Raw genomic sequence first — 25,709 nt, forward strand, 5'->3', positions numbered from 1 at the left:
GACCGTAAGGGATGGGGGAGGGCCATGGCGACGGTAATTGGGACACGGACGGCGCGGGAGTACCTGCGGGTGCCCAAGGGCAAGGGGAAGACCGCTCGCAGCATCACCGACCAGCACCGGGACAACATCGCGGCCGAGGCCGACCACGGCCCGTGGACGTGGAGCGAGCCGTACAAGGACACCGGCAGTGCCGGCAAGTACGCGACCAAGACCCGCGACGACTTCGAGAAGCTGCTGGCCGACCTGACGTCCGGCGCGTTCGGCGACCCGGGCGACGTCCTCGTGCTGTGGGAGGTCAGCCGACTCGCCCGCGAGACCGGTCGGGGCGTGGCCCTGATCGACGCGGCGGAGGCGGGCGGCTACCTCATCCACGTGACCAGCCTGGACCGCACCTTCAACCCGCGCAACTACGGCGACCGGCACAGCCTGATCAGCGGCATCAACGACGCGGAGAAGGAGGCCCGGCCAGCAGGAACACCAGAGTGAAGCCATCCACTTGGAGGAGGGGGCGCGTGTCTTTGGGCTGCCCTTTTGGAGGAGACAACGGCCGATCCGCCGCACATCACCAGACACGCCCGCTGGCAGCGGGGACCTGGGAACCGTCGGGCGTACGGGCGCGGCCGCTCCCGTACCCTTCGGCCGCGAGCAGCCAGAACCACAGGCCCACCCTGCACAGGTGAACCCGTTGGGCGATCCCGTGTCCGCCCGGGCAGCCGATGTAGGAGCCGGCGGAGGACACCGCCGCGGCCATGGACACCGGCAGCAGCCAGTGGGCCCAGCGCCCCGCCCGGCGGCCGCCCCCGGGAGCCGAGCGAGCGCAGAGAATGAAGGCGGCCATCGAGGCGAACAGGGTGAAGTGCACCAGGCCGCTGGTCATCGTGTGCGCGAGGTTGTCCTCGGGACAGCCCGGCTCCCAGGAGGGCGCGCACCGCATCGGCAACGCGACGTCCGCCACCGAACAGACCCCGAACGCCACCAACGCCGCCCACCCGGCGGCAGACCAACCCCGCGGCAACGCCGACACGGCCAGACCCGCCGCAGCCGTCACCAGAACCGCCGTGACCAGCTCCACCACGCTGAACGGGCTTCAACGTCTTCGGCGAACCCTGCGCCTGCCGAAAAACTCATCCGTCCTGGTGGGGGCTGGTGTACGGGTGGTGTCGAGCGCGGGCGCTTGGGCGGGTGCTCTGGGCACCTGGTGAGTGCCTCGGCAGGATGATCTGTCGTGCTGCTTCGACTTGCCTATCTGGGTGTGGCGAACGTGTTCGCCCTGCTGCGGCTGCTGCCGGTGAGCAATCAGGACAAGGACGCGGAGATCCTCGCGCTGCGTCATCAGATCACCGTGCTGGAACGCCAGCTCGGCCGGGACCGGGTGCGGTTCGCCCCAAGTGACCGGGTGTTCCTGGCCGCGCTACTGCACCGGCTCCCGCGCGGTGTGCTGCGCCGGGCACGGCTGCTGGTGTGCCCGGACACTGTGCTGCACTGGCACCGTGACCTGGTCTCGCGCCGCACCGCGGCCCGTTCCCGGCCCAAGCGTGCGGGTCGGCCGCGTACCGTGCGCTCGATCCGCGTTCTCGTGCTGCGTCCGGCGCGCGAGAATCCCGGCTGGGGCTACCGGCGCATCCACGGCGAGCTGCTGGTCCTGGGCGTGCAGGTGGCCGCCTCCACGGTATGGGAGATCCTGAAGGAGGCGGGGATCGACCCGGCACCCGAGCGGGGTTCCAGCACCTGGACGGACTTTCTGCGCTCCCAGGCCGATGCCCTGCCGGCATGTGACTTCTTCGAAGCGGTCACCCTGTCCGGGGCGCGGCTGTACGTGTTCGCGGTGATCGGGCACGCCGGCCGGCGCATCCGCATCCTGGGCGCGACGGCGCATCCGACCGCCTCCTGGGTGGCACAGGCCGCCAGGAACCTCGTCATGGATCTCGAGGATGCCGGCTGCCGGGCCCGGTTCATGATCCGCGACCGCGACGGGAAGTACCCGGCCCTGTTCGACACCGTCCTTGAGGATGCGGGGATCGAGGTCGTACTCAGCGGGATCCGGATGCCGCGGATGAACGCGCTCATGGAACCCTGGGTGCAAACCTGCCGACGCGAACTGCTGGACCGCACTCTGGTCTGGAACCAGCGCCACCTGCTCCACGCCCTGCGCGAGTTCGAACAGCACTACAACTCCCACCGGCCCCACCAAGGCATCGCAGACGCCCGCCCGCTGCACCCCCTGCCACCGCCGATCACCGACCCGGACGCCGTCGCCCACCTCGACATACGACGACGCGATCGCCTCGGCGGCACCCTCCACGAGTACCAGCATGCGGCCTGACCTGCACGGACGAGATTCTCGGCAGGGACAGGCTTAAGAATCCGGTACGACACAAGGCGGCGTGGCAGGATACACGCAAGAAGGACCTTGTCCGATTCTGGGGCGTGATGGCGCTCCGTTCGCGGACACGTAGAGATAGATGTCCCCTTCCGTCGGTTCTGAGCGTCAGGGATAGGGGCTTGCCTGGGATGGCGGGCCTTTGCGGTGGGTGGTTTGGGCGCCACTGGACGCCAAGCATCTGAGAGTGCGGCCTGGTCAGGCGGCAGGTCGGCAAGGGTGGCTGTGACGTTCTTCTCCGCCTGATCTGGCCGAGCCTGGCCGGGGAGTCACTGAGCTTCTTCAGAACGGCCACCGATCGGGTGACGGCTGTCTCTGCAGAAGTTGGTGCCCGCTACAGCGGAAGCACAGTCAACCTCCGGCAATCCTTCACCCTGCGGTGTGTCCGCTGAAGAGGCTCACTCAGCGACACTGGTCGAAGGCGGCAAGTACAGCCATGATCCCGTCTTCCCAAGTTGGGAAATGGCCCCGGATCCGGGAGATCGATACCGCCGCCGAGGTCTTCTGACCGTCCATTGCGAAGACGGAGTGGTTAAACCCTGTCTCTGTGGACACGTGTCCCACCCTCGTGAAGCCGCAGTCTCCCGGGTCCGGGGCAGTGCATACGAAGACGAACTGACCACTCGGCACGTGGGGCCCCGGGGTAGGTGAGACGAGGAACAGCCCCCTCCGCGCCACCTCGTCCCGCACGCGACGATCGATCCTCGACACATCCACAGCCATTGCAAGCACCACCATGCCCACTGGGACCACCCCCGTTGGTGGCCGATCACAGTCTGGGCGGCAGGTCGGACGGAGGCAAGCAGTCGTGGTCAAGTCGATTGCGCAGAGCCGGCGTTGAGACCCTCAACCGGCATGAGAACGGGACCCAGGATCCCGAGGCGGTGTCAAAACTCACCGACAGATGCCGGTCAGCGTGCGGGAGGGACGGCGCGGGCCAGGGGGTCCAGGTCTCCGTAGAGGGCGGCGTGGAGTGCGGCGGCGAGTTCGCGGGCTCGTTTCTTCGCTTCGCACGCCGTGCATCATGAAGTAGACCGGTCCCGTGTAGGCGTCCAGGTCGACCTCGTTGCTGTGGACCAGATGGATGATCGCAGCCCGGACTGCATCATTGACGGCGTCGGGGACCGTGTGGCCGGAGCCGGCGGTGAGGGTGTCCGCCTTCACCGTCCACCGCTGGCGTCTTTCGAATTCGATGGCGACGAATACGGCGTTGTGCGCCATGGCATTGCGGTAGGCGTCGTGGAAGGCGTCGGTGCCGGTGGCGTCCGGGATGAGGTGGGCGGGGCAGGGAACCGGCAGCGGCTGCACCAGGGCATTGTGCCAAGAGGTGAGGTCCATGGGCATCCGGGACACGACGGAGTGATCATCTCTGGTGTGGAGTGGCCGGTGACCGCGGAAGAGGACGTCTGTTCGCTGGCCGGGGGCCCCGGGACTGTGGCGCATTTGCGGGTCCTTGGGCATGCGGTGAGCGGCCCGCCGACGGGGGGACGGCAGGCCGCTCACCAGTCGCATTATGCACTGGCGATCAAGTCGAGGGTGGACTCGAGTTCGATTCCTGAGCCGGGTAAAGCCCAGCTCAGGATTGAAAACAGGCCCTCATGACAGCCAGTTGGTGGTCTCCTGCCTCGAGGGGCGAGCCTGGCCGGTAACCATCCGGCCGGGCACGCCCCACGCCTTGTTACGCGGGGCGGATGTGCTCCGCCTGCGGGCCCTTCTGCCCCTGCGCGACATCGAAGGTGACCTTCTGGCCCTCTTCCAGGGAGCGGAAGCCGGAGGCGTCGATGTTCGAGTAGTGGGCGAAGACGTCGGGGCCGCCGCCGTCCTGCTCGATGAAGCCGAAGCCCTTTTCCGCGTTGAACCACTTGACGGTGCCGCTGGCCATGCCTGTCTCCCTCAAGGAATTTCGGACCCCACACCGTGCGGGATCCGGAGGTGATCGCCTTGGTCCGGAGAGGCGCTGAACAGCAAGAACGCCCGAGACGTGTGTCACGGGCGCTCGGGACTTCGGAACCACGACTACTTGTAGCGACGTTACACCGGGCGAGGCCGAAGATCACAGGCCTTATGGGATCGCGTAGGCGAATCTCTAGCGACATGACGGCCGCTATCGGCCGACGTCGAGGCGGTTGCGGACGGCCTTCTACGCCGGCCCGGTGAGATCGGCGTCCATCGTCCCGTCTGCGCCCTCGCGGACGAGGATCCAGCCCTTCGCCGACTCAAAGCCTCTCAAGCACCCACCGAACCCGAGTAGGGGCCAGGTCCGGCGCACTTGACGGTCAGCTCAAGAGGCACAGAGGTTTCGGCCTGTTCAGTGCAACGCTGGTCAGCGGCGGGGTAGCACGCCCAGGAGGGTTGCGGTCAAGGCCTGCTTCAAATAGTCCTTCAGATCCAAGTGGAAGCGGGCCAGCTCGGGCTCGGCCTCGTAGGCCGCCTGCAGGCTGGGCGGGGGCGTGCTGTACGCCGACAGCGCGCCGGCCATGAGCATGGTCTGCAGGCTGAAGAGTGTCGCGTTCTCGCCTAGCTCCGGCAGGTACTTCCGGAGCAGGGCGGTCATGGTTGTCAGGCGGTCCAGGGAGGCGCGCTTGTAGCGTGCCACGACCTCGACGGAGACGTTGTGCTCCAGGACGCTGCCCTGTGCGCCGAAGAGCTCGCACAGCACCATTCGGCCGGACAGCGAGCGGCTGAGGATCTCGGCCACCGCTGCCGCCCGCTCGGGCATGGGGAGGTCTTCGTCGATGCCGACGGCCAGCTCCCCAGCCAGCTCCGTCAGCCACTCCCGCAAATAGCGGTCGAGCAGCTCCAGCAGCACCGCCTCGCGAGACTCGAAGTAGCGCAGCACGTTCGGCTTCGCCAGGCCTACCCGGCGGCTGAGCTCGTTCAGGGTGACCGCGGCCACAGGCATCTCGTCGAGCATCGCCGACGCCATGTCGAGGATCGCCCGTCGCCGGATCTCCCGCTGCTCTTCGGTTCGCGCCCGCTGGAAAGTCACGCTCCCCAGTCTAGATTAAGTACCTTCGGTACGTTGACAAAGTACCGAAGGTACCTTAACGTCGAACACAAGATACCTTCGGTACTTTAGGCGACTGGGAGTCTGGCGTGGGCAAGAAGTGGACAACGGCGAACATTCCGGACCAGCGCGGGCGGGTGGCCGTGGTGACCGGGGCCAACACCGGATTGGGGTACGAGACCGCCAAGGCGCTCGCCGAGCACGGGGCGTCCGTGGTTCTCGCCGTGCGCAATGTCGAAAAGGGCGAGCAGGCCGCGGCCTGCATGCCCGGCGACGTGACCGTGCAGGCGCTGGACCTGACCTTGCTCGACTCCGTGCGGACCGCGGCGGCGGCGCTGCACTCCCGGCTCGACCGGATCGACCTGCTGATCAACAACGCCGGCGTGATGTACACCCCGAAGCAGGCCACCGCCGACGGCTTCGAGATGCAGTTCGGCACCAACCACCTCGGCCACTTCGCGCTCACCGGGCTGCTGCTTGACCTGATGCTGCCGGTGCCCGGCTCACGCGTGGTGACGGTCAGCAGCACCGGCCACCGCATCCAGGCCGCGATCCACTTCGACGACCTGCACTGGGAGCGGTCCTACAGCCGGGCCGCCGCCTACGGTCAGTCCAAGCTGGCCAACCTGATGTTCACCTACGAGCTGCAGCGCCGGCTCGCCGCGCACGGCACCACCGTCGCCGTCGCCGCCCATCCCGGCGTGTCCAACACCGACCTCATCCGCCACACCCCCGCCGCGCTCCGCCTGCCCGTCACCTGGCTCGCGCCGCTGATCACCCAGACACCGGCCATGGGCGCCCTGCCCACCCTGCGCGCCGCCACCGACCCCGGCGCGCTCGGCGGCCAGTACTACGGCCCCGGCGGGCGCAACGAGGTCAAGGGCCACCCCCGGCTGGTCACCTCCAGCCCGGAGTCGTACGAGGTGGCCGTCCAGCAGCGGCTGTGGGCCGTCTCCGAAGACCTCACCGGCGTGAAGTTCCCCGTCCTTCAGCCCCAGCAGAACTCGGTTCCCTCCGGATCGGCCATCACGATGTAGCCCGCGCCGGTAGGAGGCGCTGGCTCGTCCGGCGCTCCGCCGCCCGACGCGATCGAGAAGAGCCGCTACCGGAACATGCGGGAGCCGCGTCCGCGTAGCGGTGAGACGGTGAGCAGCCGAATGCTCTTCGTCTTCGATACCGAGCGGCGGGCCAGGCCGCGCACCTGTACGCGATCGGCGGCGAGCTGACCGTAGCTGCCACCTGGGAAACCTCTCGGTGAGGCTGTAAGACGTCGTCTCATTTGGTGAGTCGGCGGTAGCAGATGAGGTTGCAGGCAATGGCGGTGAAGGCCAGGAAGTGCTCGGCCTTGCGTTCGTAGCGTCGGTGCAAACGGCGGCAGCCGCCCAGCCAGGACATCGTGCGCTCGATCGTCCAGCGATGCCGGCCCAGCCGGGTGGAGGACTCGATGCCCTTGCGGGCGATGCGGTGCCGGATGCCTCGCTGGCGTAGCCATCGGCGCAGGTGGTCGTAGTCGTAGCCCTTGTCCGCGTGCAGCTTGGCGGGCCGTCGTCGGCGCGGGCCGCGGCGGGATCGGATCGGCGGGATGCCGCACACGAGTGGCTCGAGTGCCTGGCTGTCGTGCAGGTTCGCGCCGGAAATCCCGATGGAGAGGGGTAAACCGGTCCGCTCGGTGATCAAGTGGATCTTCGAGCCTTTCTTGCCCCGGTCCACAGGATTCGGACCTGTCAGGTCCCCCCTTTCAGGGCCCGCATGTTCACCGAGTCGATGGCGCAGCGCGACCAGTCAAGCTCTCCGCGCGAGCCCAGCTCGTCGAGGATGAGGCGGTGCAGCTTCGCCCAGACCCGGGCGGCGGTCCACTCGGTGAAGCGCCGGTGCGCAGTCGGCCCCGACGGGCCGAAGACCGGCGGCAACTGCCGCCAGGTACAGCCTGTCGTGGCCACGAAGATGATCGCGGCCAGCACCTCACGATCCCCATACCGGCGCCGACCACCACCCTGCGGCCGCGATGGAGCAGGCGGTACCACCCGCTGGAACAGCTCCCACAACTCGTCCGGCACCATGCGCTCGACCATCACCACACGGTGCAGATTACCCAGCGATCCAAATGAGACGACGTCTAAGAGGTCCTAACAAAGGCGTTGGACGTGGCGGTGGGTGATGAGGCAGGTGGCGAGGCCGAGGAAGGCTTCGTGGATGTCGCCTCGTCGTTCCCAGCGGATGCGCAGGCGGCGGGAGCCGTGGAGCCAGGAGATGGTCCGCTCGACGACCCAGCGGAAGGTGCCCAGGCCAGTGCCGTGCTGTCGGCCGCGTTCGGCGATGACGGGGCGGATGCCCCGCTGCCAGAGCAGTCGTCGGTACTGGTCGTGGTCGTAGCCGCGGTCTGCGAACAGCATGTCAGGCCGGCGCCTGGGTCGGCCGACAAGCCCGGCGACGGCCGGGACCTTGTCCAGCAACGGCAGCAGTTGGGTGACGTCGTTGCGGTTGCCGCCGGTCAGCGACACCGCGAGTGGGATGCCCTGACCGTCGGTGAGGATGTGGTGCTTGCTGCCCGGCCGTGCGCGGTCGACCGGGCTGGGACCGCTCTTGGGCCCCGCCGGGCCGCCCGCACGTGGGAGGAATCGATCACCGCCCGCGACCAGTCCAGCTTCTTCGCCGACCGCAGCTTCTTCAGCAGCACCAGGTGGAGTTCATCCCACACGCCGGCCTCGGTCCAAGCGGCCAGACGGCGCCAGCAGGTCATGCCCGAACCGAAGCCCAGCTCCTGGGGCAGGTACTCCCACTGGATCCCGGTGTGCAGCACGAACAAGATCCCGCACAGGGCCTGCCGGTCCGGAACCCGTGGACGGCCTGAGACCAGCTTCGGCCCTGGCTCTGGTAACAACGGCTCAACCAGCGACCACAGTTCATCCGACACGACCCATGGTCGCGACTGACGCTTTCCCACGACCAGACCAACGAGCAGTCCCGCCGATAGTCATATGATCAACGACTTCTGTTAGGGCCAGTTAGTACTCCAGTCAGAAATAGTGTCCTGAGCTGGATCTTCTCGTTGTCCCGGCGTGGAGGGGATTACTGAAGTCGAGGGCTGGGCCGAGGAGTTGGAGTCGGTCTTCGCGCTGGTGGCGGGTCGGTTCGGGCGGGCGGACCTGCGGTGGCGGATGCGGGACTACGTCCGTGGCCTGCTGGCGCCGGTGGGTCGGAAGAACGGCTGGCAACTAGGCCGAGTGCGCAGGACATCGCGACCCTGCTGGACTGCAACATCTGCTCAACGGTGCGCGCTGGGACGCCGATGCCGTTCGAGACGACCTGAGGCAGTACGTCGGCGAACGGCTGGGTCCGGGCGGAGTGCTGATCATCGATGACACCGGGTTCATCAAGAAGGGCACCACGTCGGCCGGGGTGTCCCGGCAGTACACCTTCACGTCCGGAAAGATCGACAACTGCCAGATCGGTGTCTTCGCGGCCTACGCCACCGTCCAGGGCAGAGCGCTCGTCGACCGTGAGCTCTACCTGCCCAAGTCCTGGACCAAGGATCGAGAGCGGTGCCGGGAAGCGAAGATCCCCGATGAACGTACCTTCGCGACCAAGGGCGAGCTGGCCAGGGAATTGGTCCGGCGCTGTCTCGCCGCGGGCCTGCCCGTTGCATGGGTGACCGCCGAGGCTTACGGACAGGACTGGTCCTTCCGCCGCCTGCTCGAACAGCTCGACGTCGGCTATGTCGTGGCGGTGCCGGAGTCCCAGCAGATCAAGTCCCTGGCCGGCATCTGGCGCATCGACCAGCTCATCGACGAAGCGCCCGACGACGCCTGGCAGCGGCTGTCCTGCGGCGACGGGGCCAAGGGACCACGCGTCTACGACTGGGCCGCGGCCAAACTGCCCGCCAACATCATCTTCGACCCGGACCCACCCACCCATCACCGCTGGGTGATGGCCCGACGCAGTCTGTCCGACCCCAGCGAGCTTGCCTACTACCTCGCCTACGCACCCGTCGGCGTCGAGATCGCCGAACTGGCCCGCGTTTGCCGGCTCACGCTGGGCCGTCGAGGAATGTTTCCAGGCCGCGAAGAACCAATGCGGCCTGGACGAATACGAGGTCCGACGCTACGTGGGCTGGTACCGGCACATCACCCTGGCCATGCTCGCCCACGCCTTCCTCGCTGTCCTCGCAGCCCGGACCCAGGACACCGCAAAGGGGGCGGCAGAAACGACACCACCAGCCTCATCCCCCTCACCGTGGCAGAGATCCGGCGCCTCCTGGACACTCTCCTGCCCCACCCCAGACCCCACCAGGACCGACGACTCCACACACTGAACTGGTCCCACTGGCGCAGACACCACCAAGCCATCGCCCGCCGCTGCCACTACCGAAGAAGAACCAGCTCAGGACACGATTTCTGACTGGAGTATTAGACGGTGTCCTATGTGGCGGCGGCTCGTTGAGCCTCGCATGGGGCGGGGTACGTGGAGTTGGATTGTTCCGGACGGGCTGTGGGAGATCGCGAAGCCGCTGATCCCGCCGTCGAAGGTGCGGCCGCAGGGCGGCGGGACACAGTACACGTCTGATGAGACGCTGTTCGCGGCCATCATCTACGTCCTGGTCAGCGGCTGTGCCTGGCGGGCCCTGCCACCCTGCTTCGGCATCTCGAATTCGACGGCTCATCGCCGGTTCCTCATCTGGTCCAGAGCCGGAGTCTGGGGCCGCTTGCACGAGGCCGTGCTGCATCGGCTCGACGACGCGGGCCTGATCGATGTCACCCGCGTTGTCCTCGACTCCGCCCACGTCAGGGCGAAAAAGGGGGCGAACACACAGGTCCGAGCCCCGTGGACCGGGGCAAGCCGGGTTACAAGATGCACGTCCTGTCGGACGCGAACGGACTGCCCCTACTCGTCGGCGTCTCAGCCGCCAACGTCCACGACAGCGAAGCACTGAAGCCGATGGTGGCCGGTCACCAAACGAAACACGACCCCCACCGCGGCCGACACTTCAAGCCCCAACGACTCCATGCCGACAAGGCCTACGACGTGCCTCACCTGCGTAAATGGTTACGTGGTAAGCGGATCGGAGTGCGCATCGCCCGCAAAGGTGTCGAGTCCAGCGAGCGATTGGGACGCCGGAGATGGGTCATCGAACGCACCCCCTCCTGGCTGACCGGCTACCGCCGGCTCAACCACCGCTACGAGCGTCATCCCCGCAACTACCTCGCCTTTCTCGGGCTCGCCGCAGCCATCTGCTGCTACAAGCGACTCGTCCGCCCCACCACATAGGACACCGTCTTAAGTGGTCTACGCCGAGAGGTCCGCCGAACGGGATCTCCGCTAGGTGTTCCCAGGCAAGGGTCTTCGCCTCCGGGTTCGGGAGCCACGCGAAGTCTTGCGCTTCAGCTACCGTTGCTCCCCTAGTCCGGACTCCAGATCGCCGGGGTATGACGCTTCCGGAAGCGTCGTTCGAAACCGGCTATGAACGTCAGTGGCGCTGTCGACGAGGAGGAATGCTCCAGCACGCCGTCGTCGTCCACGTAGAAGATGGCGCGGCCGATCCCACCCCCGGGTACGTAGACCATCCAGCCGATGCTGAACCGGTCGGCCACCAGCTCGGACAGCGGATAGCCGGTGGTGTCCAGGCCCTGGGCCTCTATGTACTGCCGCACCCGAAGGATGGCCTGCTCCTCGGGCAGCTCCTGCGGTGGCAAGGCGTTCGTCAGACCGGCGAGCGAGAACTGGTACAGGGCACTGTCGATGTCGCGACGGCCGTCGTCGCCGAAGACGTGCACCAGCGCGTCCCGGGTGACGACACCCTGCTCGGCGACCGAGACCAACATCTGTGCCGCGCGCTGCTGTTGCTCAGTCGGCCGGTCCGCGGCCAGTTTGGCCACGATGCCGGTCACGGTACCTGCGGTCCACACGCCGGGCACGGCCGTGGCACATTGCTCGGCAGGAGGCGACTCACCCCGGTACCAGCGGTCTCCTTCCCACCAGTAGCAGAACGACAGCAGGCCAGTATCCGCGCGCGGGTTCAAAACCGGATCGGCGACCCAGTCAGGTGCCCCCGCGAACAAGCGCGGCAGCCCCGCGCTGTCGTTGTACGCGGCGTCCAGGGACGGGGCGTCCCACACCCCGCCGGACAGCACCGCCCGGTCACCGGGCAACACATACAGAGTGCTGCCACCGCGCCGTGAACTCTCGAACCAGCCGAGCGCCGGCAGGACCCTGGGACCCCACTGCGATCCGACGGCGACGAACGCCGCCGCTATCGTCGCCCATCGTGCCCACATCAGCGGAAAGTCCGGGAACTCGTTGTGGGTGAGCTCCGACCAGACCTTGGCGGCACGATCCGCACGTACCGCCTCAGCGGCGTGCCGGGGGCTCCGCTTCTGCCGATCGCCGTGGCTGACGTAGGCGGCCAGCCAGAGCGGCAGCCAGTCTCGGGGGTACTCGTCCAGGTCAGCCCGGTACGCTTCGGGTGGAAACAGGTGGTCGTCGGGAAACGGCTCGTCCCCGTAGTCGTAGTCGACCTCGATCTCACCGGACTTGGTCATGGACAACAGCATTCGCCACCACGGTCCGTCGCCGAGCCGCGCCGTTCGCTCACGATGCTCCCTTACCAGCGCGATTATTGATGCCGACGGTTCGACCGGCGTGGATCCCTCATCGCCGAGGAAGACAGCGCGCGCCAAGTCGACCGAGACGGTCATCGCGAACACCGCCTCCATGGTGCGCCAACCGGCCGGGCCTTCATCCGCCAGACGCAAGGCAATGCGATGGGCCGTCTCCCGCTCTTGTGCCGCTGATTCGCTCATGTGCGTTCCCCGTATGGAGTCGACGGTGGACAGGAGGAGTTGACATGGCAAACCGGGTCAGACATCGGGCACGGGGTGAGGACCGGTCGATGAATGTCGAAGGCGCCGGGTGAAGACCGCTATGTCACGCCCCATTCCCACAACAAGGTGCCCTTCCTCGCCAAGGGTCACGACATCGACCCTGTTCGCGATGACCCGCCCCGTAACCTCCCCTGTGCGTAGATCCCACACGTGTACTGCCTCGTGGTCGCCGGTTGTCACGGCGACAGGCGTGCCGTCGAGATCGGCGCACGTATCGATGCGCATTCGGCCCGCGGGTACGACGAGAGGGCGGCCGATGCGTTCGCCGGTGGTCAGGCTCCAGACGTACGCCGTGCCGGGGCCGTCGGGCGTGACCGCTACGGGCATCCCGTCGAGGACGGTGCACGCCACCTGTGTCGAGTCGGTCATGTGGTCGGAGTCGTTGCTGAGCTGGATGTAGGACGTCAGGTCCCACGCACGCGCTGCGGGCGGGCCACCGGTCACCACGAAGGGTGCGCCGTCGACGCTGGTGCAGCTAATCGCTCGATGCGTGAGGACGCGATCGCGGACGGGTCCGATGAGGCGGACGACGAGGGTACGTGAGATGAGATCCCATACCCAGGCGGTGCTGTCGCTGCCGATGGTGACGGCGACGGGGCGGCCTCTGAGGGTGGTGCAGGCTACCCCGTCCACCCCCCTGGTGTGGCCGGTCATGGGTTGGCCGATGGGGGTTCGGGAGGCAAGATCCCACAGCCGGACCGTCTTGTCATCGCCAGCGGTGACGGCGATGGGTTTCCCGTGAAGGCTGGTGCACGCCACCGCGGTCACCGGGCCGGTGTGTCCGAGGAGGGGCCGGCCGACGGGTGTGCCGGACGCGAGATCCCACAGCCGGATCGACTCGTCCCGGCTGGTGGTGACGGCGACAGGACGGCCGCTGAGACTCGTGCACGCCGCCGCCGTCACTTGGCCGGTGTGTCCGGCGGGAGGGCCCTCGCCACTGCTGCCGGCCGTCAAGTCCCAGAGCCGCACGGTGTGATCGCGACCGGTGGTGACGGCGATGGGTTTCCCGTGAAGGCTGGTGCACGCCACCGCGTGCACCAGGTTCGTGTGTCCGAGGAGCGGCTGTCCGACGGGGGTCCCGGAAGCAAGATCCCACACACGCACCTCCCCCTCGCTGTGGACCGTGACGGCTACGGGGGTCGACCCGAGACTCGTACACGCCACGTCGACCACGAACTCGAGCGGTGCTGCCGAGTGATAGGTGAGCGGGTCGCCGATGGCGGCACCGGAGGCCAGATCCCACACCTGCACCCTCTGCCTGTTGGCGGTGACGGCTACCTGACGGCCGTCGAGTTCGGTACATGCCAGGGCCATGGGGCCGCCGTAGCGGCGGATGTCGGGGTGCGAGCCGACGGGCGCGCCGGTGGCCAGATCCCACACCCGCACCGGGCGCTCGGAACTGGCGGCGGTGACGACGACGGGCACACCGCCGAGGGTGGTGCACACCACTGCCCCCGCTGGTCCGACTTTGGCGAGGGGGCGGCCGACGGGAGTTCCGGAAGCGAGCTCCCACCGCCAGAGGGTTCCGGCGGCGTCCTTGGTGACGGCGATGGGCATACCGTCGACGATGGCGCAGGCCATCGCGTCAGTTGACGGCCGGAGGTCCGTGGGGGCCGTGGGGGCGTGGCCAAGGGCGCTTCCCGAGGCGAGGTCCCATACGCGGATCGTCCGGTCCATATCGACGGTGACAGCGATGGGTGAGCCGCCGAGGCTGGTGCACGCCACCTCTTCGACACGGCTGGAATGCCCCATGAGGGGCTGGCCGATGGGCGTGCCGGCGGCGAGATCCCACAACCGTAGTGTTTTGTCATCACCGCCGGTCACGGCGACAGGTCTGCCTTGGAGCGTCGTGCACGCCACTGCGAACACGTCATCGGTGTGCCCGGTGAGGGAGTCCCGCAGCGCCGGGGAGAAGTCGCCTTTGGTGGCCCATCGCGGGGCCCAACTGCCTTCGGGTATACGGCGGGACAGTTGCTGTTGTAAGGAAGTAGCGCCCGCCCGGGCGGCGTCGAGGGCGAGGATCTGTCGGCGTTGAGCCGGTGTGGCGGTCGCGTGGAGGTTGACGGAGTTGCGATAGACCGCTGCGGTGCGGCGGGCGGATCCGGCCGAAGGGGTGTACAGATGCCGGATCAGGTTGCGTGGCGTGGCGTGCACGAGGTACTCGGCGTCAGTGATCAGGGGGTCGAGCTGTCCTGCGGCGGCCGCGTGACTGGCCAGGTGGTCACGCGTGTACGCATCGGCCTCGGCCCAGGCCCGCTCCCCGTCACCTCCGCGAGGAACGGCATCCGTCAGCGCGGCCGTGATGGCCGCCTCGGGCGTGTCCTGCTCAAGCTCGAGTGTCTTGCGCAGGTGCTGGTCGAGGGCGTCGTGGAAGAGCCGGTACGCGTGCGGCCCCGATCCTTCGTTGACCCGCTCGACAAGGTGTTGTGCCGCGCTCTTGAAGACCTTCCCCAGATCATGGGCGGGTTCGTCGTCGTCGGAGGCCAGCGCGTCCGCCATGCGCAGCCAGGTGGCGCCGCGGGGAAGGCCGTCTCCACGGGCGTACGCCAGGGCGGTGAGCAGGCGCTTGACGACATCGGTGTCGGGACGACAGGTGCGCAGGTATCTGTCCATCGCCTGGCCGACGGTCTCGGGTAGTTCGGCCTCCCATTCGGGGTCGTCCAGCTCGGGCTGCTGCCCTCTGGGGTCTGTCAGCCAACCGGTGGTGAGCTGGGCGATCAGGAAGTTGTAGCGTGCCTTGCGGGCCACCTTCTCGCCGATGGCGCGCAGTTGGTCGGGCCCGCAGGCGCGGTACCGGGCCGAGGCCGCCTGTTCACTGGCGAGGCGACGTGCGACGTACTCGGCGACATCGGGGCGGTGCAGGTACCGGCTGTCTTCCAGGTCGATACGCGGAGTGCTGCGGCCGAAGGCGGCCAGGATCTCCTGCCGGCTGGCACCGGCGGGCGCAGTGCGCACCGAGGCGAGTACGCGGACCTTGCCGGTGTTGCTCAGTTCCCGCAGCAGGGCCGCTATCTCTACGGCCTCGTCCTGGCCGGCGGCCTCTTCCACGGCGTCCGCCAGCACCGTGAACCGCTTGCCGTCCGGGGACTCGGGCACCGAGGCCACGAGTTCGTCGGAATTGCTCGCTGTGACGTCAAGCGCACGGGCCAGCTGTGCCGTCACTTCGTCGCAGGTGCGCCCCTTCAGGTAGATCGCCGCGTCGAAGGCCCCGATCGGCGGGCATGGGCCTGCTGTGGGTACGGTCCGGGACAGAAGTGGGTCGGACGCGACCAACGAGTGTGCCAGGAGCGCTGATTTGCCGCTGCCCGGACCACCTGTCACCAGCAGCATCGAGTGCTCGGAGAGGGCCTCGTCCTTGCCCTCCAGCCAGTCACGGATGACGCGGCGGGCCTCGGTACGGCCGGTGAAGAACCATTCCCTTGTGCGGGAATCGGGCTCGGAACCACGTGCCCGGGGACGCCAGTGTGTTCGGTAGCTCGCCTGGAGGTCCAGCCGCCAGCGGCAGTTGCTCCGCACTTCGGGCCAGAGCCTTCGCAGGTAGGTCATGGGGATCATGTGCCCGGTGCGGTGATCGTCGCGTATCACGACGATGCCGACTACGGCCTCTCTGCTCTTGTCGAACACCGGCGCGCCCGAGAAGCCCAGCTCGATCGCCCAGCCCGCCGCGCCTTCCGGGTCCAACTGGACCCATGGCCCCTCCTCGCCGCTGGCACCCCGCACCACACCGGTCACCTGCCTCGCCGCCGGGCTGCCATGAGGAAAGCCGTGCACGGAGAACGGGTGGCCGCTCAGCCCGGGAGGACACGCCAGCGGAGCCGGCGTGCAGGCGACACTGGTCTTTTGCTCCGGCTCCGGCTCCAGATCCGGCGGCAGATCTATTTCCGACTCCAGCTCCAACAGTGCTGCGTCGCCAGAGCCGTCCGCCGCGATCGGCACCCAGCCCACCACCGTGGCTCGCATCCGGGTACCCGGAGATCCGATCCTGTCCGCGAACGGGAACTCGACCACGACCACCTCGGCCGGCGCAGCCGGGCTCCGGCCGGGTCCGGGATCTTCCCGGCCGAACTGCTTGTCCAGGACATGGGCGCAGGTCACCACATGGCGGGTTCCGACGAGTACGCCGGCCCCCGCCGCCCCGTCGCCGTGCGCACGGGGAAACCGGACCAGCCACGACGGACGTTGCGCCAGCAGACCCGGGCTCGTCATGGGCGCGTGTCCGAGCCCGGCGGCCCGGCGGAGTTCCGCCAGACCACCTTCACGTTCAGATGCGCATTCGTGCCCGCCGAGACCAGTGTGGCGCCGAACTTCCCGTCGACCGCCACCCCGAAGGTCACCTCTACTTCCTCCGGCGGCGGATCGATCGCGCGCAACTGAGCCAGTGCCCCCTCGGCAGCGGACCGCACGCCCGCCAGGGCGCCCTGCCAGGTCTCGGCCGCCGCCCTGGCGATCCGGTCACCGGCGCCGGCCCGGACCAGTCCGCTGTCGCCGTTGTCCCGTGCCGCGTCAGGGACTTCGACGTAGACCCGTCCGTCCTGACCTGCCGCAAACTCCACTATCGTCACGCGCTTGCACCTCCGTGGCCAAGTGTTCCATCTGGCCAGTGGGCAGGGTGAGTTATCGAGATACAAGGTCAAAAGACGTGTGATCGGCCGTCCCGACTGTGATCGTGCTGGACATCAATGCCGAACAACGACGACCCTCTATCAAGAGCGGGCTGAGCCTCCCACGTCGACACGACTCGCCTGTGCCCTCGCCTCCGTCCGAGCAGGTCCGGATCAGACGGTCACTGCGGACTATCCCGACGCCAGGTCGGTGGGGGTCATTTCCTGGCGGGGAATGCTTCGTCAAGCGTGGGGACGACGAGGTGGCCGGACGTCAGCGCCTTCCGGGCGTGGTCGACAGGCAGGTACCGCCCCTGCTGGATCACTGGCGTGATCTTGTCGATCGTGGCAGCCTCACTGAGGTAGAAGACGGTCCACGGTTTCCGTGACGCGTCCAGCGTTTCCCCGTCGCGCAGCTGGCCTCCGCCGCGGCGCGGCGCCGCTGATGGTCCTGCGGGATTTGCCGGGGCATACCAGCACGCTCACCACGGTCAGGATGACGGTCCGCGCTGCATCGGCGGCCTGTGCCATACGTCTCCCACCCCGAGCGTTGGTTCACGGGTCGGTGTCGTGGGGACCACACCGCACCGGTTCGCAGCCATCGTATGTTCGATCGCCGCGATCTGCCCTGGGATACGGCAGGCGACGAGATCGGCCCGGGCGCCGCTCCTTGACCGGCTCCCGGGCCGACGGCTCGTGGAAGAGATCGTCGTGCCCGTGCGCGACGGTGCCCGATAGTGGGCAGCAGCACGACAGAGCGGCGAGGACGAGGAGGCCCACGCATGACACGCCCGATCACGGCAGGGGCGGACGGCACGGAGGAGAGCCTGGCCGCGCTGGACTGGGCCGGCCGGGAGGCCGTACGCCGCGGGCTGCCCCTGCGCGTCGTACACGCCTGGCGTTACGCCGAGTCGCTCGCGACCGCCGACCGCAACACCCAGCACGGGTGGGTCTCACAGGGCGTGGCGGAGGCCGTGCGGGCCGTCTCCGAGCGGCATCCGCGGCTGGAGGTGAGCGTCGACGTGGTCGAGGGCGAGCCCGTGCATGCGCTGGCCCGCGCCGCGGCGGAGGCCGAGATGCTGGTGCTGGGCTCGCCCGGGCACGGGCCCGTCCTCGGGTTCCTGCTCGGCTCGATCGGTCAGCAGGTGATCGCCGAGGCGACCCGGCCGGTGGTCCTGGTGCGCGCCGGGGACCGGCCGACGGCGGAGGCCGCCGGACGGGACGTCGTGGTCGGCCAGCACGGCGATGGCGAGGACAGCGCGGCCACGCTGCTCTTCGCCTTCGAGACGGCGGCGGCCCGCGGCGCGACCGTCCGGGCCGTACGGGCCTGGACCCTGCCGCCGGTCTTCGCCTACAGCCCCGGCTCGCTCAAGCTCCTCGACGACGTGGGCGGCCTCGAACCGTACGAGAAGCAGGCCCTGTCCGACGCGCTCGAGCCATGGCGGGAGCGGTTCCCGGACGTGCCCGTGGCCGAGCACGTCGAGATGGGCAGCGCGGGCCAGGTGCTGCTGTCGGTGGCCGGCCGGGCCCAGCTGATGGTCGTCGGGCGCCGGTCGCACCGTACGGCCGTGGGCGGCCGGATCGGCTCGGTCACGCACGGGGTGCTGCACCACGCCGACTGCCCGGTGGCCGTGGTCCCGCACGAGTGAGCTACTCGGGGTCGGCCCGCTCCAGGGCGCCCCGCGCTGTGGGCAGCACGTTCTCGATGTAGTCCTGCACGGCGGTACCGAGGCCGATGTCGTGCTGCGCGCGCTCGGACAGGTACCAGCGGTGTTCGAGGAGCTGGTGGTAGATCTCGGCCGGATCCACCGAGCCGCGCAGCTGAAGCGGCACGGCCCGCACGGTGGGCCGGAACACGTCCCGCACCCAGCGGTGGGCCAGCACCTCGGGGCGGGCGGCGAGGGGGTCGCCCGGGGCGTAGTCGTCCTGGGTGGCCATCCAGCTCTCCAGGTCGCCGAGCAGCCGTCGCGCCTGGTTCTCCTCGGTGTCCAGGCCGGTCAGCCGCAGCAGCTGGCGCTGGTGGTGGCCGGCGTCGACGACCTTCGGCACGAATGTGACGGTGTCGCCGCCCGCGGAGTGCTCGATCTGCATCTCGGCCACGTCGAAGCCGAGTTCGTTCAGGCGGCGGATCCGGCGCTCGATGTAGTGGTACTTGCCCGCCGGGTACACCGAGGTGCGGGTCAGCTCCTGCCACAGGCCCTGGTACCGGGTGCAGATCTCGTGCCCGAACCGCACCGGGTCGACGGACGGGTGCAGCGCTCCGGACGCCTCCAGGTCCAGCAGCTCCCCGCTGATGTTCACCCGGGCCAGATCGAGGTCGTACTCCCGCTGCCCGGGGCTCAGCCGCGGGTGCAGCTCGCCGGTCTCGGCGTCGACCAGATACGCGGCGTAGGCGCCCGCGTCCCGCCGGAAGAGGGTGTTGGACAGCGAGCAGTCGCCCCAGGCGAACCCGGCCAGGTGCAGCCGGACCAGCAGCACGGCGAGGGCGTCCATCAGCCGGTGCATGGTCGCCGGGCGCATGGTCGTCTCGAACATCGAGCGGTACGGCATCGAGCCGCGCAGATGCCGGGTGATCAGGACCGGCTCGAGCGGGGCGCCCGAGCGGTCGGTGCGGCCGGTGACCACGGCGAGGGGGTCGACGGCGGGGATGCCGAGCCGGTCGAGGTCGCGCAGCAGCCCGTACTCGCGCAGCGCGGGCCGCTCGGCCAGTTCCTTGACGGCGATCACCTCGTCACCGGCGTGCGCGTACCGCACCACATGCCGGGAGATGCCCCTCGGCAGCGGCACGAGGTACTCCTCGGGCCACTCCGCCAGGGGCAGGTCCCAGGGCAGGGCGAGCAGGAGCGCGGGGTGCTCCGGGTTCGTGGCGCTGATCTGCAAGGCCATGACACGAACCCTAAGGCCCCCTGCGGGGGTTCTAGGAGGACCGCTCCCGGGCCTGCTCGGCCGCCGCGCGCACCGGACCCTTGTGGATGGGCCCGTGCCCGGGCAGCAGGGTGTCGCCGTCCAGCGCGGCGATCAGCTCCAGGGACGCCACGACCCGGGAGCGCTCGTGGTGGAAGAAGTCGAGCAGTATCTGCGGGCCCTTGACCCGCGAGGTCGCGTGCCCGCTGACCAGCGCGTCGCCGGAGATCACGATGCCCGCCTCGGGGAGGTGGTAGACGCAGTGGCCGTCCGTGTGGCCCGGGGTGTGCACCGGCACGGGGCGGCCGGGCAGGTCCAGCGGGCCCTCGGCCGGGAACGGCTCGGGGGCGGTGACGGGGTTGTGGTCGGTGCCGCCGACCCGGATCACGTGCATCGCCCACGGCACGACGCCGGGCCGCCAGGCGTTGCGCACCACGTCGCCGATGGTGGCCTGCTGCAGGAACTCCCGCCGCGCGTGCGGCACTTCGGCCGGGTGCAGATAGACGGGCGTGCCATGGGTGGCGCGCAGGTACTCGGCCGAGCCCAGATGGTCGTTGTGCGCGTGGGTGATCAGTACGGCGGTGACCGCCTCCGGTGAACTGCCCACCGCCGCCAGGGACTCCAGAACCCCTTCCCGGTCACCCGGGTAGCCGGTGTCCACGAGGGTGACGGCGTCGCCGTCCTTGAGGATCACCCAGTTGACGTGGTTGCCGTGCACCAGATAGGTGCCGTCGGCGACTTGGCGTACCTCTGCCCGCATGATCTCTCCGAGCCCTGTGCGGCTGATCGTCGGGGGACAGCCAACCAGAAGCGCCGGTGACGCGCACCAGTGGGTCGCGTCAGCGCACGCCCTGCGGCCGGAACTGGATGCTGATGCGCGGCCCGGCGGCTCGGGTGGTCTTCGGTACGCAGTGCTCCCAGGTCCGCTGGCAGGAGCCGCCCATCACGATCAGGTCGCCGTGCCCGAGCGGCCGCCGCAGCGCCGTACCGCCTCCGCCGGCCGGGCGCAGCAGCAGGTCCCGCGGTGTGCCGACGGAGAGGATCGCGACCATCGTGTCCTCCCGTGCGCCCCGCCCGATCCGGTCCCCGTGCCAGGCCACGCTGTCCCGGCCGTCCCGGTAGAAGCACAGCCCGGCGGTCGTGAACGGCTCGCCCAGCTCCCCGGCGTAGTGCCGGGACAGGGCATCGCGTGCCTCGTCCAGCACCGGATGGGGGAGCGGGTCGTGCGCCGAGTAGAAGGCCAGCAGGCGCGGTACGGCCACCACGTGGTCGTACATCGTGCGGCGCTCCGCGCGCCACGGCACGTCCGCCGCCAGCTTTTCGAACAGCGCGTCGGCCCCGCTCAGCCAGCCCGGCAGCACGTCGATCCAGGCGCCGGCGCCCAGCTCGGTCCGGCGCAGGCCGTCCAGCGGGCCGAGCCGCAGCTCGTCGGTCTGGTCGAACAGGGAGCCCTGGAGGTGCGTGGACATGGAGCCAGCGTACTCCTTAATCGAAAATCTGTTCCCCCGATCTGGGAGTGCAGGTCTTTCGATACGCTTGTGTATCCGATACATTCGCGTATCGAACGGGAGGCGAGACATGGCAGTGGACGGCACGGCCAAGCGCGTCACCCGGCGCCGGGCGCAGACCCGCGCCCGGCTGCTCGACGCCGCGTTCACGGTGTTCGCCGCCAAGGGCTTCGGGCGCGTCTCCATCGAGGAGGTCTGCGAGGCCGCCGGGTTCAGCCGAGGCGCCTTCTACTCCAACTTCGCCACCCTGGACGAACTGTTCTTCGCCCTCTACCGGGAGCGCGCCGACCTCATCGCCCGGCAGGTCGCCGACGCGCTCGCCCTCGACGGCCCCGACCTGGACGTGCCTGCCTCCGTGGACCGGGTCACCGAAGTGCTGCTCCTCGATGTGGACTGGCTCCTGGTGAAGACGGACTTCCTGGTGCACGCCGCCCGGGACCCGGCCGTCGCCCATGCCCTCCTCGACCACCGCGCCCGGCTCCGGCAGGCCATCGCCGACCGGCTCTGTCAGGCCGGCGGTCGCACCCCGCTCCCCGCCGTACTCGGCGACGTCGACGGCGCCGCCCACGCCGTGGTCGCCGCCTACGACGGAGTCACCACCCAACTGCTGCTCGACAGGGACGTGGACCGTGCCCGTGCCTGGCTCAAACAACTGCTCACCGCGCTGCTGACCGACGGCAGCACCCCCATCGCATGAGAAAGGCAACGGTCGCCATGGACGCGGACGCCATCGTCGTCGGAGCGGGCCTCGCCGGCCTGGTCGCGGCGCATGAACTCACCAGCCGGGGCCGCCGGGTGGCCCTCGTCGACCAGGAGAACGCGGGGAACCTCGGCGGACAGGCGTTCTGGTCCTTCGGCGGGCTTTTCCTCGTCGGCTCCCCGGAGCAGCGCCGCCTCGGCATCAAGGACTCCTTCGACCTCGCCTGGAGCGACTGGCGGGGCAGCGCGCGCTTCGACCGGCTCGACGACGAGGACTCCTGGGCGGTGCGCTGGGCCCGCGCCTATGTCGAGTTCGCGGCCGGCGAGAAGCGCTCCTGGCTCAAGGGACACGGCATCGAGCTGCTGCCGACCGTCGGCTGGGCCGAGCGCGGCGACCTCAGGGCGAACGGCCACGGCAACTCCGTGCCCCGCTTCCACATCGCCTGGGGCACCGGCACCGGCGTGGTCGAACCCTTCGTCCGCCACGCCCGCCAGGCCGCCCGGGACGGCCTGCTGACCTTCTACCACCGCCACCAGGTCGACGAGCTGGTCATCGAGGACGGCACGGCACACGGGGTGCGCGGCACCGTCCTGGCCGAGGACAGCTCGCCGCGCGGTGTCGCCTCCAACCGCGAACGCGTCGGCGACTTCGAACTCACCGCCCAGGCGGTCGTCGTCACCACCGGCGGCATCGGCGCCGACCACGACATCGTCCGCCGCTACTGGCCCGCCCGGCTCGGCACCCCGCCCGCCGAGATGGTCACCGGCGTCCCGGCCTACGTCGACGGCCGGATGCTCGACATCAGCGCCGAGGCCGGCGTCCGGCTGGTCAACCGGGACCGCATGTGGCACTACACCGAGGGCCTGCAGAACTGGGACCCGATCTGGCCCGGCCACGGCATCCGCATCCTGCCCGGCCCGTCCTCCGTCTGGCTGGACGCCCTCGGCCGCCGCCTGCCCGACCCCTGCCTGCCGGGATACGACACCCTCAGCACCCTCGAGTACCTGCGCACCACCGAGGACATCGCGGGCTACGACCACTCCTGGTTCATCCTCACCCGGAAGATCATCGAGAAGGAGTTCGCGCTCTCCGGCTCCGAGCAGAACCCCGACATCACCGCCAAGGACCGCAGGGCCGTGCTGCGCGACCGGCTGCTCGGCAAGGGCGCGCCCGCACCGGTGCAGGCGTTCCTCGACAAGGGCGCGGACTTCGTGACCGCGGGCAACCTGGAGCAGCTGGTCGGCAAGATGAACGCGCTGACCGGCAAGCCGCTGCTGGACGCGGCCGAGGTGCGCCGCCAGATCGAGGCCCGCGACCTGCAGATCGCCAACCCCTACAGCAAGGACTCCCAGGTCCAGGGCATCCACAACGCCCGCCGCTACATCGGCGACCGCCTCGGCCGGGTCGCCTCCCCGCACCGCCTCCTCGACCCGGCCGCGGGCCCCCTCATCGGCGTCCGGCTGCACGTGCTGACCCGCAAGACCCTCGGCGGCATCCAGACCGACCTCGACTCCCGCGCCCTGGCCGCGGACGGCACCCCGATCGAGGGGCTGTACGCGGCCGGCGAGGTGGCCGGCTTCGGCGGCGGCGGTGTGCACGGCTACAACGCGCTGGAGGGCACCTTCCTCGGCGGCTGCCTGTTCTCCGGGCGGGCCGCGGGCCGGCACGCGGCCAGGCACACGGGCTGACACTCAGCCCTTCAGCAGGTCCGCGAGCACCCGCGCGTGACTCTCCTCGGGCGTCTTCGACGCCGTGAGCAGGGTCACAGGGCCCTTGCGAGCCGTCTCCCTGAGGCCGTCGAGCAGCCCGGCGGCCTCAGTGGCGTCGAGTTCCGCCTCGTAACGGCGCCGGAACTCCTCGTACGTGCCGCCGCCGTGATACCACTTGCGCAGCTCGGTGGAGGGTGTGAGCCCCTTGGGCCACTGGTCGACATGTGCCTCGTCCCTGGCGAGGCCGCGCGGCCACAGCCGGTCGACCAGCACACGCAGGCCGTCGTCGGGCTCGGGCGGTTCGTAGATCCGGCGCACACGCACGCTCACGGTCGTCACTCCCTCCCGGGACGGCGGACGGTTCTGGGAGAGTACGTCGGTGTGTCCCCTGCCTCCGGGGGAGACGCGGCGAGACTTGACCTGATTGAGAGTGAGTCCGGGACACCTGCGCGCCTAATCTGTCGGCCAGACGATCACCAGCCACCTCCCGAGGAGCGCCCGTGACGCGACCCCGCAGACAGCCCGTCCGGCGCCGTACCGCCGTCCTGCGTCGCGAGACGGTCCTCGCCACCGTCCCGCTGGCCGTGGCGGCACTCATCGGGGCCGCCGGACCCACGGCGGCGGACACGACCGGCGCACCCGGCGCGGGCGACCGCTACTTCCCGCTCAGCGGCAACGGCGGCTACCACGTCCGGCACTACGACCTGACGCTCGGCTACGACACCTCCTCCCGGCACCTCGACGGCACGGCCGTGCTCACCGCCGCCGCCACCCAGAACCTCAGCCGCTTCGACCTCGACCTCAAGGGCCTGAAGGTCACCGGAGTCAGTGTCGACGGCGCTCCCGCGGCCTTCCGGCGCGTCGGCCAGGAACTCGTCGTCACCTCGCACCACACCCTGCGCAAGGGCCGGGACTTCCGGGTCACCGTCGCCTACAACGGCACCCCCAAGCCGGTCACCGACCCCGACGGCAGCACGGACGGCTGGATCCCCACCGACGACGGCGCCTTCGTCGCGGGCGAGCCGCAGGGCGCGATGACCTGGTTCCCGGCGAACAACCACCCCAAGGACAAGGCGTCGTACGACATCACCCTCACCGTCCCCGAGGGGCGCACGGCCGTCGCCAACGGCGTTCTGCTCGGGCAGCGCACCGCGCACGGTCGTACGACCTTCCGCTGGCGCGAGACCCAGCCGATGGCCTCCTACCTCGCCACCGCGACCGTCGGAAAGTTCAAGGTCGAGCAGTACACCACCCACGACGGCCTGAAGGTGTACAACGCCGTCGACCCGCGCGAGGCGGGCGCGGCCGCTCCCGTGCTGAAACAGCTGCCGTCCGTCCTCGCGTGGGAGAGCAAGCTGTTCGGGCCGTACCCGTTCCGCTCCGCCGGGTCGATCGTCGACCACGCCCCCGACGCCGGCTACGCCCTGGAGACCCAGACCCGGCCGCTCTACGACTCCGCGCCCGACCTGAGCACCCTCGTCCACGAGAACGCCCACCAGTGGTTCGGCGACTCCGTCTCGCTGACCTCCTGGAAGGACATCTGGCTCAACGAGGGCTTCGCCAGCTACGCCGAGTGGCTCTACGCCGAACAGCACGGCGGCGACAGCGCCCAGACGACCTTCGCCGCCTACTACGCCCGCCCGGCGAGCGACCACCTGTGGGCCTTCCCGCCCGGCGACCCGGGCAGCGGCCAGAACATCTTCGACACACCCGTCTACGTCCGCGGCGCCATGACCCTGCACGAGCTGCGCAAGGCCGTCGGCGACCGGGACTTCTTCCGGATCCTGCGCGCCTGGGCGGCCGACCACCGCGGCGACCACGGTACGACGGCACAGTTCGTGCGGCTCGCCGAGCGGATGTCGGGGAAGCGGCTGGACGGTCTGTTCCACACCTGGCTGTACGCGAAGGGCAAGCCGGACAGGGCCTGAACCCTGACCGGTTCCAAACAAGTGTCGGCCAGGGTCGACGCCATGCTCCCTCGCACCTCACCCCTGGACCGGACCCGGCCGCTCGGCCCGCGGC

Annotated in this window: 21 protein-coding genes and 1 pseudogene; 9 read left to right on the top strand and 13 right to left on the bottom strand. The window is 69.3% G+C overall.

The window, feature by feature from the left end; translation table 11 throughout:
* Positions 1–24 precede the first annotated feature (24 nt).
* Complete coding sequence (locus tag BFF78_RS39245; protein WP_079161666.1) at positions 25–486, top strand: recombinase family protein; 462 nt, start codon at positions 25–27, stop codon at positions 484–486.
* Between the two features lie 76 nt (positions 487–562).
* Here the strand turns inward: BFF78_RS39245 and BFF78_RS39250 are convergent, their stop codons facing one another.
* On the bottom strand, positions 563–1,075 hold the full coding sequence (locus tag BFF78_RS39250; RefSeq protein WP_069782808.1) for a DUF998 domain-containing protein: 513 nt from the start codon (positions 1,073–1,075) through the stop codon (positions 563–565).
* Positions 1,076–1,225: 150 nt separating this feature from the next.
* Between BFF78_RS39250 and BFF78_RS39255 the strand changes: the two genes are divergently transcribed.
* Positions 1,226–2,323 (top strand): integrase core domain-containing protein, encoded by a 1,098-nt coding sequence (locus BFF78_RS39255; RefSeq protein WP_069782809.1) that lies wholly within the window; start codon positions 1,226–1,228, stop codon positions 2,321–2,323.
* A gap of 951 nt (positions 2,324–3,274) precedes the next feature.
* Here BFF78_RS39255 and BFF78_RS39265 read toward each other — a convergent pair.
* The 3 genes from BFF78_RS39265 to BFF78_RS39275 form a co-directional block, all read right to left on the bottom strand.
* On the bottom strand, positions 3,275–3,718 hold the full coding sequence (locus BFF78_RS39265) for a hypothetical protein (protein WP_227026043.1): 444 nt from the start codon (positions 3,716–3,718) through the stop codon (positions 3,275–3,277).
* A 340-nt stretch (positions 3,719–4,058) separates the two neighbouring features.
* Positions 4,059–4,262 carry a cold-shock protein gene (locus BFF78_RS39270; RefSeq protein ID WP_069782811.1) on the bottom strand — a complete coding sequence of 68 codons (204 nt, stop codon included), beginning with the start codon at positions 4,260–4,262 and terminating at the stop codon, positions 4,059–4,061.
* 441 nt (positions 4,263–4,703) lie between these two features.
* Positions 4,704–5,369 carry a TetR/AcrR family transcriptional regulator gene (locus BFF78_RS39275; protein ID WP_069782812.1) on the bottom strand — a complete coding sequence of 222 codons (666 nt, stop codon included), beginning with the start codon at positions 5,367–5,369 and terminating at the stop codon, positions 4,704–4,706.
* A gap of 107 nt (positions 5,370–5,476) precedes the next feature.
* On the opposite strand from BFF78_RS39275, the gene BFF78_RS39280 reads away from it, so the two are divergent.
* Positions 5,477–6,424 (top strand): SDR family NAD(P)-dependent oxidoreductase, encoded by a 948-nt coding sequence (locus BFF78_RS39280; protein WP_069782813.1) that lies wholly within the window; start codon positions 5,477–5,479, stop codon positions 6,422–6,424.
* A 238-nt stretch (positions 6,425–6,662) separates the two neighbouring features.
* On the opposite strand, the gene BFF78_RS45080 is transcribed toward BFF78_RS39280, so the two are convergent.
* Together BFF78_RS45080 and BFF78_RS44190 are read right to left on the bottom strand one after the other, a co-directional pair.
* Positions 6,663–7,459, bottom strand: a protein-coding gene (locus BFF78_RS45080) for an IS5 family transposase (protein WP_107440905.1) whose coding sequence is annotated in 2 segments (ribosomal slippage) — positions 6,663–7,121 and positions 7,124–7,459 — 795 coding nt in all. Because the reading frame shifts where the segments join, the coding sequence is not laid out codon by codon here.
* Between the two features lie 54 nt (positions 7,460–7,513).
* Positions 7,514–8,331 (bottom strand): IS5 family transposase gene (locus BFF78_RS44190; RefSeq protein ID WP_418346727.1). Its coding sequence is split into 2 segments (ribosomal slippage): positions 7,514–7,999 and positions 8,002–8,331, totalling 816 coding nucleotides; the frame shifts between segments, so codons are not numbered across the junction.
* 115 nt (positions 8,332–8,446) lie between these two features.
* On the opposite strand from BFF78_RS44190, the pseudogene BFF78_RS39305 reads away from it, so the two are divergent.
* Positions 8,447–9,699: pseudogene (locus BFF78_RS39305) on the top strand (IS701 family transposase).
* A 135-nt stretch (positions 9,700–9,834) separates the two neighbouring features.
* Positions 9,835–10,652, top strand: a protein-coding gene (locus tag BFF78_RS45085) for an IS5 family transposase (RefSeq protein WP_099055007.1) whose coding sequence is annotated in 2 segments (ribosomal slippage) — positions 9,835–10,177 and positions 10,177–10,652 — 819 coding nt in all. Because the reading frame shifts where the segments join, the coding sequence is not laid out codon by codon here.
* 131 nt (positions 10,653–10,783) lie between these two features.
* Here the strand turns inward: BFF78_RS45085 and BFF78_RS39315 are convergent.
* Genes BFF78_RS39315 through BFF78_RS39325 form a run of 3 tightly spaced genes read right to left on the bottom strand, consistent with a single transcriptional unit; the run spans position 10,784 to position 16,827 of the window.
* Positions 10,784–12,184: a hypothetical protein gene (locus BFF78_RS39315; protein WP_227026044.1), complete on the bottom strand. Its 1,401-nt coding sequence runs from the start codon at positions 12,182–12,184 to the stop codon at positions 10,784–10,786.
* 57 nt (positions 12,185–12,241) lie between these two features.
* Complete coding sequence (locus BFF78_RS39320; protein ID WP_069782817.1) at positions 12,242–16,471, bottom strand: trypsin-like peptidase domain-containing protein; 4,230 nt, start codon at positions 16,469–16,471, stop codon at positions 12,242–12,244.
* The gene (locus BFF78_RS39325) at positions 16,468–16,827 is read right to left on the bottom strand and encodes a CU044_2847 family protein (protein ID WP_159033135.1); all 360 of its coding nucleotides are present in this window, start codon (positions 16,825–16,827) and stop codon (positions 16,468–16,470) included. Before BFF78_RS39325 ends, BFF78_RS39320 begins: the two co-directional genes overlap by 4 nt.
* Positions 16,828–17,648: 821 nt before the next feature.
* Here BFF78_RS39325 and BFF78_RS39330 point away from each other — a divergent pair.
* Positions 17,649–18,515 carry a universal stress protein gene (locus tag BFF78_RS39330; protein WP_069782819.1) on the top strand — a complete coding sequence of 289 codons (867 nt, stop codon included), beginning with the start codon at positions 17,649–17,651 and terminating at the stop codon, positions 18,513–18,515.
* Position 18,516: 1 nt separating this feature from the next.
* Here BFF78_RS39330 and BFF78_RS39335 read toward each other — a convergent pair whose 3' ends face one another.
* The 3 genes from BFF78_RS39335 to BFF78_RS39345 all read right to left on the bottom strand — a co-directional run bounded on the left by BFF78_RS39335 (position 18,517) and on the right by BFF78_RS39345 (position 21,239).
* Positions 18,517–19,752: a DUF4032 domain-containing protein gene (locus BFF78_RS39335; protein ID WP_069782820.1), complete on the bottom strand. Its 1,236-nt coding sequence runs from the start codon at positions 19,750–19,752 to the stop codon at positions 18,517–18,519.
* A gap of 31 nt (positions 19,753–19,783) precedes the next feature.
* Positions 19,784–20,530, bottom strand: coding sequence for an MBL fold metallo-hydrolase (locus BFF78_RS39340; protein ID WP_069782821.1), 747 nt, complete (start codon positions 20,528–20,530; stop codon positions 19,784–19,786).
* 79 nt (positions 20,531–20,609) lie between these two features.
* Complete coding sequence (locus BFF78_RS39345) at positions 20,610–21,239, bottom strand: alpha-ketoglutarate-dependent dioxygenase AlkB (RefSeq protein WP_069782822.1); 630 nt, start codon at positions 21,237–21,239, stop codon at positions 20,610–20,612.
* A 109-nt stretch (positions 21,240–21,348) separates the two neighbouring features.
* Here BFF78_RS39345 and BFF78_RS39350 point away from each other — a divergent pair, with 109 nt between their 5' ends.
* Together BFF78_RS39350 and BFF78_RS39355 are read left to right on the top strand one after the other, a co-directional pair.
* Entirely contained in the window at positions 21,349–21,975 is a 627-nt protein-coding gene (locus BFF78_RS39350) for a TetR/AcrR family transcriptional regulator (RefSeq protein WP_069782823.1), read from the top strand.
* Between the two features lie 17 nt (positions 21,976–21,992).
* Positions 21,993–23,666: an FAD-binding dehydrogenase gene (locus BFF78_RS39355; RefSeq protein WP_069782824.1), complete on the top strand. Its 1,674-nt coding sequence runs from the start codon at positions 21,993–21,995 to the stop codon at positions 23,664–23,666.
* Between the two features lie 3 nt (positions 23,667–23,669).
* Here the strand turns inward: BFF78_RS39355 and BFF78_RS39360 are convergent, their stop codons facing one another.
* The gene (locus BFF78_RS39360; RefSeq protein WP_193433618.1) at positions 23,670–24,017 is read right to left on the bottom strand and encodes a DUF488 domain-containing protein; all 348 of its coding nucleotides are present in this window, start codon (positions 24,015–24,017) and stop codon (positions 23,670–23,672) included.
* A 170-nt stretch (positions 24,018–24,187) separates the two neighbouring features.
* Here BFF78_RS39360 and BFF78_RS39365 point away from each other — a divergent pair, with 170 nt between their 5' ends.
* Positions 24,188–25,615 (top strand): M1 family metallopeptidase, encoded by a 1,428-nt coding sequence (locus BFF78_RS39365; protein ID WP_069782825.1) that lies wholly within the window; start codon positions 24,188–24,190, stop codon positions 25,613–25,615.
* Positions 25,616–25,709 lie beyond the last annotated feature (94 nt).

It is taken from the genome of Streptomyces fodineus (assembly GCF_001735805.1).
GTDB lineage: Bacteria > Actinomycetota > Actinomycetes > Streptomycetales > Streptomycetaceae > Streptomyces > Streptomyces fodineus.